Origin of the sequence: Pseudomonas sp. SG-MS2 (assembly GCF_009933855.1) — a bacterium.
GTDB lineage: Bacteria > Pseudomonadota > Gammaproteobacteria > Pseudomonadales > Pseudomonadaceae > Aquipseudomonas > Aquipseudomonas putida_E.
In genome coordinates, this window is sequence record NZ_MOMO01000130.1 from 1 (window position 1) to 6155 (window position 6155).

The window sequence follows — 6155 nt, forward strand, 5'->3', positions numbered from 1 at the left end:
GGCGCGCCGCATCGATCAGCACCCGTTGCAGCTGCTGGCCGACCTTGTCGTCGAAGATGATGAACGTTTCAAGCAGGATTTCTTCGCGCGCCTGAGCCATGGCCTCGAACACGCGGGGGTAAAAGCCTTCGCCATTGATCAACAGCTCGACACTGTTGCCATCCACCCAAGGTTTGTTCACAGGTTGATCTCCGCAGCCAATGGGGCATGGTCAGACAAATGCGACCAGGGATAATGGGACAACACTTGCGCCTTGCCCGGTTTGGCATTGCGCAAGTAGATACGGTCCAACCGCAGCAGCGGCAGGCGCGCGGGGAAACTGCGGGCCGGGCTACCAAAGTGCTCACCGAACGCTTCTACCAGGCGTTGCGAGAGCACAGCGTCGGCCTTCAAGCGCCAGTCGTTGAAGTCCCCGGCGACAATCACCGGTGCATCGGCGGGCAAGCTGTCGAGCAAGTCGAACAGCAGGCTTACCTGGCGCTGCCGATGGGCTTCACGCAACCCCAGATGCACGCAGACTGCATGAACCGATTCGTGGCCGGGCACCTCCAGGCGACAGTGCAGCAAGCCGCGCTGTTCGTTGCCATGGATCGACACATCGAGGTTGCGGTGCTCGGCAATGGGGAATTTCGACAGCAGCGCGTTGCCATGATCGCCATGCGGGTAAATGGCATTGCGGCCATAGGCGAACTGCGGCCACATGCTGTCGGCGAGAAATTCATACTGCGGGGTTTCGGGCCACGCGGGATGGCGCACGGCATGGTGCTCATGGCTGCCGTGCACCTCCTGCAGGAACACAAGATCGGCATCGGTGGCTCGAACCGCCTCGCGCAACTCGGGCAGGATGAAACGCCGGTTCAGCGCGGTGAAGCCTTTGTGCACGTTGATCGTCAATACATTGAGACGATGTACTGCGGTGGCCTGGTCGATGATGCTGGCGGGTGTTTGCAGTGTCTTGTTCACAATTGCACCTGCGGTGTCACACCCGGTTCTGTCACCAAGTGGCCGTTCAGATCCAGTTTGTCCAGAAGACGGCGTGCGTCGTAAGGTGCATGTACCTTCTGGTCGTTGTCGAAATAGCAATACACATCCCGTGACGCACGCCGGGGTGGCGGCTGATCGACTATCAGGCGGGCATCGTCCGGCTGGTCGCCGCGACTCCAGCATTCGATCCGCTGCTTCCAGCGGCGCAAGGCGCGTGCGGTATACCCGCTGCTGTAAAGCTCGACATCCCCGTGCAGACGCAGGTAGACGAAATCAGCGGTCACATCCTCGACAGAGGGCCACTTTCCCGCGCTGTCGGCGACTACTAGCGCCACCCGGTACTTGCGCAGCATGCGCACGAACGCCTCGCACAAAAAGCTCTCATTACGAATCTCTACTGCGTGGCGCATACGTGCATTGCCTTCGATGGCAGTGCCGCCATTACTCCGTAAACGCTCAGCGCAGTTGCGGGCACAGGCGTGCGCCGCCTCGAGGTCGTGAGGTAATAGCGCGAGGAACCGCTCGAAACGATCCTCATCGAATTTCATGTTCGGCGGAAACTGCCACAGAATCGGCCCCAGCTTGTCTCCCAGCAACAAAAGGCCCGATGCAAAGAAATTCGCCAGCGGCTCTTCGATGTCATTGAGACGCCGGCCATGCGTGATATAGCGGGGCCCTTTGACTGAAAAGACGAAGTCTTCCGGCGTATCGTCCCGCCAGCGCTCATAGCGTTCCGGTGTCTGCAGGCTATAGAACGACCCGTTTATTTCTATGCTGTTGACGGCGCGCGAGGCAAATGCCAATTCATCGTCCTGCCGCAGGCCCTTGGGGTAGAAGTCCTTGCGCCAGGGGCCATAGCGCCATCCGGATATGCCGATGCGGATCTCGCTCACACTGTGGTCCTCATTGCTGTCCCTTCACTAGCGACACGCAGCGACCACAAACGGTTCAGGATGGTTGACCAGTGGTGACTGGCTGTGTCCTGGGAACTTTGCACCCGCGCACGTTTCCACCGAAAAGCAGACCTGACGAATACGTTGCGATGGCGCAATGGGAGGCTTGTTCGGCACACGGGAATGACCCGCGAACCTGGAGGCAAACATGGCCCGACACATCATTCACTTCACCGGCCCGATCAACTCATCCACCTGCGGCAACCTGATCAGTACCTGCTCCAAGGTGATGCAGCAGGGGGGCGATGTGCTTCAGTTGAACATCGCCACGATGGGCGGCGAATGCAGCTATGGGTTTACCTTGTACAACTTCCTGCGTGCCTTGCCTGTACCTGTGCACACGCACAACCTCGGTACCGTCGAATCGATGGGCAACATCCTGTTTCTGGCGGGCGAGCACCGTACCGCCTGCGCCATGAGCAAGTTCCTGTTTCACCCGTTTCACTGGACCCTGCATGGCGCGGTGGACCATGCGCGTATGGCCGAGTATGCGATGAGCCTGGATTATGATTTGCGGCTGTATGCCCAGATCGTCATTGAAAGAACCGCTGGCAGCGCCGAAGCACTGGACGTTCAACGCTACCTGATGGCTTATCCGCGAATACTGGATCCTCAGGAGGCACTGAAGAGCGGCCTGATCCATGCCATCGATGAAATGCCGATCGAGGCGCAAGTGACACAGTGGAGTGTGCATGCGTAAGGCTCGCAGCACCGGCAAGAAGGGAGCGCGCAAACATTTCTCCGGGCGGTGTTTCGTGCCACCGGTCGCCTGCCCACGATGGAATTGAGCATTCCTGCGCATCGGCGGTTCGGAAAAAGGGTATGGCAAAGATTCATGCGTCCAACCATCCCATCGCAAGGAGAAACGACATGGCTCGTGATCAAGAGCGGACTGGACAACGTGGCGGCACCAAGGAAACCAACCCGGGCAACTTTGCCAATGACCGTGAACGGGCTTCCCGTGCAGGCCAGAAGGGCGGGCAGGCGTCGGGCGGCAACTTTGCCAATGATAGAGAGCGCGCCTCACAAGCTGGCCGCAAGGGCGGGCAGAACAGCCATGGTGGAGGCCGCCAGCCGAATTGAACAGTCGCGTTAGCCGAGGCCTGTCGGCCTCGTCCGATGTCCTCTTAGGGAGACTCAAGCATGCGCGCATTGACCTATCACGGCGCTGGCGATGTCCGTGTCGACAACGTGCCAGAACCGGAGCTGCAGGAAGATGACGATATCCTTCTGCGTGTGACCGCCACGGCCATCTGCGGCTCGGACTTGCACCTTTATCGTGGCAAGATCCCTTTGGTCGAGACGGGCGATATACTCGGCCACGAGTTCATGGGGATCGTCGAAGACGTTGGTAGCGCAGTGACAGCCGTACGCCCCGGTGACCGGGTGGTGATCCCGTTCGTGATCGCGTGCGGCGGCTGCTTCTTCTGCCAGCACCAGCTGTTCGCGGCCTGTGAAACCACCAATACGGGCCACGGGGCGATTCTCAACAAGAAAGTCATCCCGCCGGGTGCAGCCTTGTTCGGCTACAGCCACCTGTATGGTGGGGTGCCAGGTGGCCAGGCCGACTACGTACGCGTTCCCAAAGGCAACACCGGGCCGTTCAAGGTACCGGGGCACCTGGCCGATGATCAGCTGCTGTTCCTTTCCGATATCCTGCCCACCGCCTGGCAGGCGGTGCTCAACGCAGAGGTCGGACAGGGCGCTTCGCTGGCCATCTATGGCGCAGGGCCGGTCGGGCTGCTGTCGGCGGCCTGTGCAAGAATGCTGGGGGTAGAGCAGATTTTCATGGTCGATGAGTGCGGCTATCGCCTGGATTATGCTCATCAGGCCTACGGCGTAATTCCTATCGACTTTGCCCACGACGACGATCCTGCCGACACCATCATTCGCCAGACGCGCGGCATGCGGGGCGTCGATGCAGTGATCGATGCCGTGGGCTTCGAAGCCAAAGGCAGCACCACCGAAACCGTGCTGACGGCCCTGAAACTCGAAGGTAGCAGCGGCAAGGCGTTACGCCAGAGCATCGCTGCGGTTCGCCGTGGTGGCGTGGTAAGCGTGCCGGGGGTCTATGCCGGTTTCATTCACGGCTTCCTGTTCGGCGACGCCTTCGACAAGGGCCTGACTTTCCGCATGGGCCAGACGCATGTCCATCGCTACCTGCCGGAGTTGCTCGAACACATCGAGGCAGGCCGGCTCAACCCGCAAGCGATCATCACTCACCGGCTGGCGCTGGAAGATGCCGCGCGAGGCTACGAACTGTTCGATGAGCAGCAGGAGCGCTGCCGCAAGGTGATCCTGGTACCTGGCGCTGCACTCGAACCGTTGCCTTGAGGGGAGTGGTGTGGGGTGAATTGTTGGACAATTATTTTGAATCTTTCCTGGCGGGCATCACTCAATGAATGAGTCATCCATGGAGAAGAGGAGGGCCCCGTGATGCCTAACCCCCAGCTGTACATCATTGACTACCAACTGCGTGGCGAACCACGCAGTTTCATCATCCGCATGGAGCGGATGGACAACACCGAAGCCTGGCACTGGGCCAGTTGTGATGCGGGTATTGGCATCATTCCCAAGTTCGGTCGCGAAAAAATCAAGAAAGTCAGCAGGCCAATGGCTGAGCGCTATGGGATTACCGCAGTGAGTTGGCGGCTGTCCGGGGGAAAACCCAACCAGCCGGTCAGTGACTCTGCGATTAGCAGTTGAGGGAAAAGGAGCGGGCTTTTGCCCGCTCCCTAAGGTCAAGCGCCTGACTCGGGATCGCTTGCTGGTACGCCTGGACGATTTTCCTCATCGTCGGTGACATTCGGGTCAGCATCCGGGTCGTCCACCCGATCGTCAGGCTGGCCCGGATCCAGCTCAGGCCAGTCATCCTGGACGTTACCGCCACCCATTTTCATTAGTTGGTTCATCACGGTTCTCCTTGGCGTCAGATACAGTTTGGAGTGTGATCGAGCTACGGATGATCAGCCTGCGTCCTGAAAATACCGACCAATGGGTCATTGCCCATGGGCGCGACCTGGCTTGTTGGCTGCGGCGCAATTGCCGGTGCTACCGAAACCATGCCGTTGGGGGGATCGCGGCTTGAGGGCCAAAGGCGAGGAGGGCGCTTGAGCCTGCCGGACCAAGAGCGGCTGGCTGACGCTGTGAAAGTCGGCCGGGCAACGGCCGTTAGTGAATGCCTTGATCTTCCAGTGCTTTGCGCAACGCATGGACGCCCACCGCAACGATTAATCCAGTCATTACGATGCCAGCCATTCCGATCACAACAGCCAGGCTACGAGCCAACCCATCTTTAGGTACCAAGTCACCATACCCAATCGTCAAACCTGTCACGAAGGAAAAATACAGGCCATCTCCCAAGGGCCAGCCTTCCCGCATCCCAACAACCCAGCCGAGCAGGGCCATGAATATCAGTAACAGCGAGACGATTGGCCAGACGATGGCCAGTCCGCGCCAGAACTCACGGACGAAGTTGCGCCTAAGGTCCTTCATTGCTCGCATGGCATAAGTTCCTTGGAGAATGCAGGCGGATGCTTGACAGGGAGTTTGGCACAACTTTCATCGCGCACTGGAGCAAACAGGTCGGGCAGGCGCTTTACAATCCTCCCTCAGCCCCTTTTTTATAACTACACTAAATGAATATTTAGTGTAGTTATAACTTTAAAGAATATCGTAAAGGGTAGGCGCCGTGCAAATCAGGCCTGGCCACCACCTGATTAAGGTCAATCAGTTGGGCGATCTACTCCGACTATGCAATGATTGACGGTTATCACACACCCAAGGTAATTGAAACAACGCCCATTAGGTTAATGGAAATGGAAGTTGATGGCCCGGGAAAGCGGCCACCTTATGGAGATCAAGGAATGAGCACCACCGCACATCGATTAACACACCTAGGGCAGCGTTGCCTGCTGGTGGCCGCTGGGATAGCTATCTGGTTGCCGCTCGGTGTAGCCAGCTTATTTACTATTTTGCTGGGCCACGAAAAATCGTTATCAGCGGGTATGGCGTTTGCGAATGTATGGTTCATGACTGCGCAAGCTGAACTGATCGCGATCGTCCTTTTGCTGGTTTATGCCGGATGGGCCAGGCCGTGGAAATCCAAGGGGCCTACATACGACACCTTCATTGTGCATAGCTGCGCTGCGGGGCTGATCGTGTCCCAGGAAGTGGTGTAACTCATCATGGCTCTTGCCATTAAGTTCGCCGTTTAGT

Annotated in this window: 9 protein-coding genes and 1 pseudogene; 5 read left to right on the forward strand and 5 right to left on the reverse strand. The window is 58.4% G+C overall.

Annotated features, from left to right (window positions below; genetic code table 11):
• The 3 genes and pseudogenes from BLX42_RS11230 to BLX42_RS11240 form a co-directional block, all read right to left on the reverse strand.
• Positions 1 to 181: pseudogene (locus BLX42_RS11230) on the reverse strand (cardiolipin synthase B); the annotation flags it as partial.
• Positions 178 to 963: an endonuclease/exonuclease/phosphatase family protein gene (locus tag BLX42_RS11235; RefSeq protein ID WP_125924144.1), complete on the reverse strand. Its 786-nt coding sequence runs from the start codon at positions 961 to 963 to the stop codon at positions 178 to 180. The pseudogene BLX42_RS11230 and the gene BLX42_RS11235, both read right to left, overlap by 4 nt.
• Positions 960 to 1877: a DUF72 domain-containing protein gene (locus tag BLX42_RS11240; RefSeq protein ID WP_161871774.1), complete on the reverse strand. Its 918-nt coding sequence runs from the start codon at positions 1875 to 1877 to the stop codon at positions 960 to 962. Before BLX42_RS11240 ends, BLX42_RS11235 begins: the two co-directional genes overlap by 4 nt.
• 208 nt (positions 1878 to 2085) lie before the next feature.
• Between BLX42_RS11240 and BLX42_RS11245 the strand changes: the two genes are divergently transcribed.
• The 4 genes from BLX42_RS11245 to BLX42_RS11260 all read left to right on the forward strand — a co-directional run bounded on the left by BLX42_RS11245 (position 2086) and on the right by BLX42_RS11260 (position 4643).
• Positions 2086 to 2637 (forward strand): ATP-dependent Clp protease proteolytic subunit, encoded by a 552-nt coding sequence (locus tag BLX42_RS11245; RefSeq protein WP_161871775.1) that lies wholly within the window; start codon positions 2086 to 2088, stop codon positions 2635 to 2637.
• A 170-nt stretch (positions 2638 to 2807) separates the two neighbouring features.
• The gene (locus tag BLX42_RS11250; RefSeq protein ID WP_046786214.1) at positions 2808 to 3020 is read left to right on the forward strand and encodes a general stress protein; all 213 of its coding nucleotides are present in this window, start codon (positions 2808 to 2810) and stop codon (positions 3018 to 3020) included.
• A gap of 60 nt (positions 3021 to 3080) precedes the next feature.
• A complete protein-coding gene (locus BLX42_RS11255; RefSeq protein WP_161871776.1) occupies positions 3081 to 4271 on the forward strand; it encodes a zinc-dependent alcohol dehydrogenase in 1191 nt (396 codons plus the stop codon).
• Between the two features lie 102 nt (positions 4272 to 4373).
• Complete coding sequence (locus BLX42_RS11260; protein ID WP_046786216.1) at positions 4374 to 4643, forward strand: DUF6555 family protein; 270 nt, start codon at positions 4374 to 4376, stop codon at positions 4641 to 4643.
• 35 nt (positions 4644 to 4678) lie between these two features.
• Here BLX42_RS11260 and BLX42_RS26535 read toward each other — a convergent pair whose 3' ends face one another.
• Both BLX42_RS26535 and BLX42_RS11265 read right to left on the reverse strand, forming a co-directional pair.
• On the reverse strand, positions 4679 to 4849 hold the full coding sequence (locus BLX42_RS26535) for a hypothetical protein (RefSeq protein ID WP_158621136.1): 171 nt from the start codon (positions 4847 to 4849) through the stop codon (positions 4679 to 4681).
• A gap of 259 nt (positions 4850 to 5108) precedes the next feature.
• Positions 5109 to 5441, reverse strand: coding sequence for a potassium channel family protein (locus BLX42_RS11265; protein WP_204917966.1), 333 nt, complete (start codon positions 5439 to 5441; stop codon positions 5109 to 5111).
• A 362-nt stretch (positions 5442 to 5803) separates the two neighbouring features.
• On the opposite strand from BLX42_RS11265, the gene BLX42_RS11270 reads away from it, so the two are divergent.
• The gene (locus BLX42_RS11270) at positions 5804 to 6118 is read left to right on the forward strand and encodes a hypothetical protein (protein ID WP_161871777.1); all 315 of its coding nucleotides are present in this window, start codon (positions 5804 to 5806) and stop codon (positions 6116 to 6118) included.
• The last annotated feature ends 37 nt before the right edge of the window (positions 6119 to 6155 follow it).

Coding starts and splice junctions, on each gene's coding strand:
- BLX42_RS11265 (WP_204917966.1), bottom strand. CDS start 5,441: ATGCGAGCAATGAAGGACCTTAGGCGCAACTTCGTCCGTGAGTTCTGG.
- BLX42_RS26535 (WP_158621136.1), bottom strand. CDS start 4,849: ATGAACCAACTAATGAAAATGGGTGGCGGTAACGTCCAGGATGACTGG.
- BLX42_RS11245 (WP_161871775.1), top strand. CDS start 2,086: ATGGCCCGACACATCATTCACTTCACCGGCCCGATCAACTCATCCACC.
- BLX42_RS11270 (WP_161871777.1), top strand. CDS start 5,804: ATGAGCACCACCGCACATCGATTAACACACCTAGGGCAGCGTTGCCTG.
- BLX42_RS11250 (WP_046786214.1), top strand. CDS start 2,808: ATGGCTCGTGATCAAGAGCGGACTGGACAACGTGGCGGCACCAAGGAA.
- BLX42_RS11260 (WP_046786216.1), top strand. CDS start 4,374: ATGCCTAACCCCCAGCTGTACATCATTGACTACCAACTGCGTGGCGAA.
- BLX42_RS11255 (WP_161871776.1), top strand. CDS start 3,081: ATGCGCGCATTGACCTATCACGGCGCTGGCGATGTCCGTGTCGACAAC.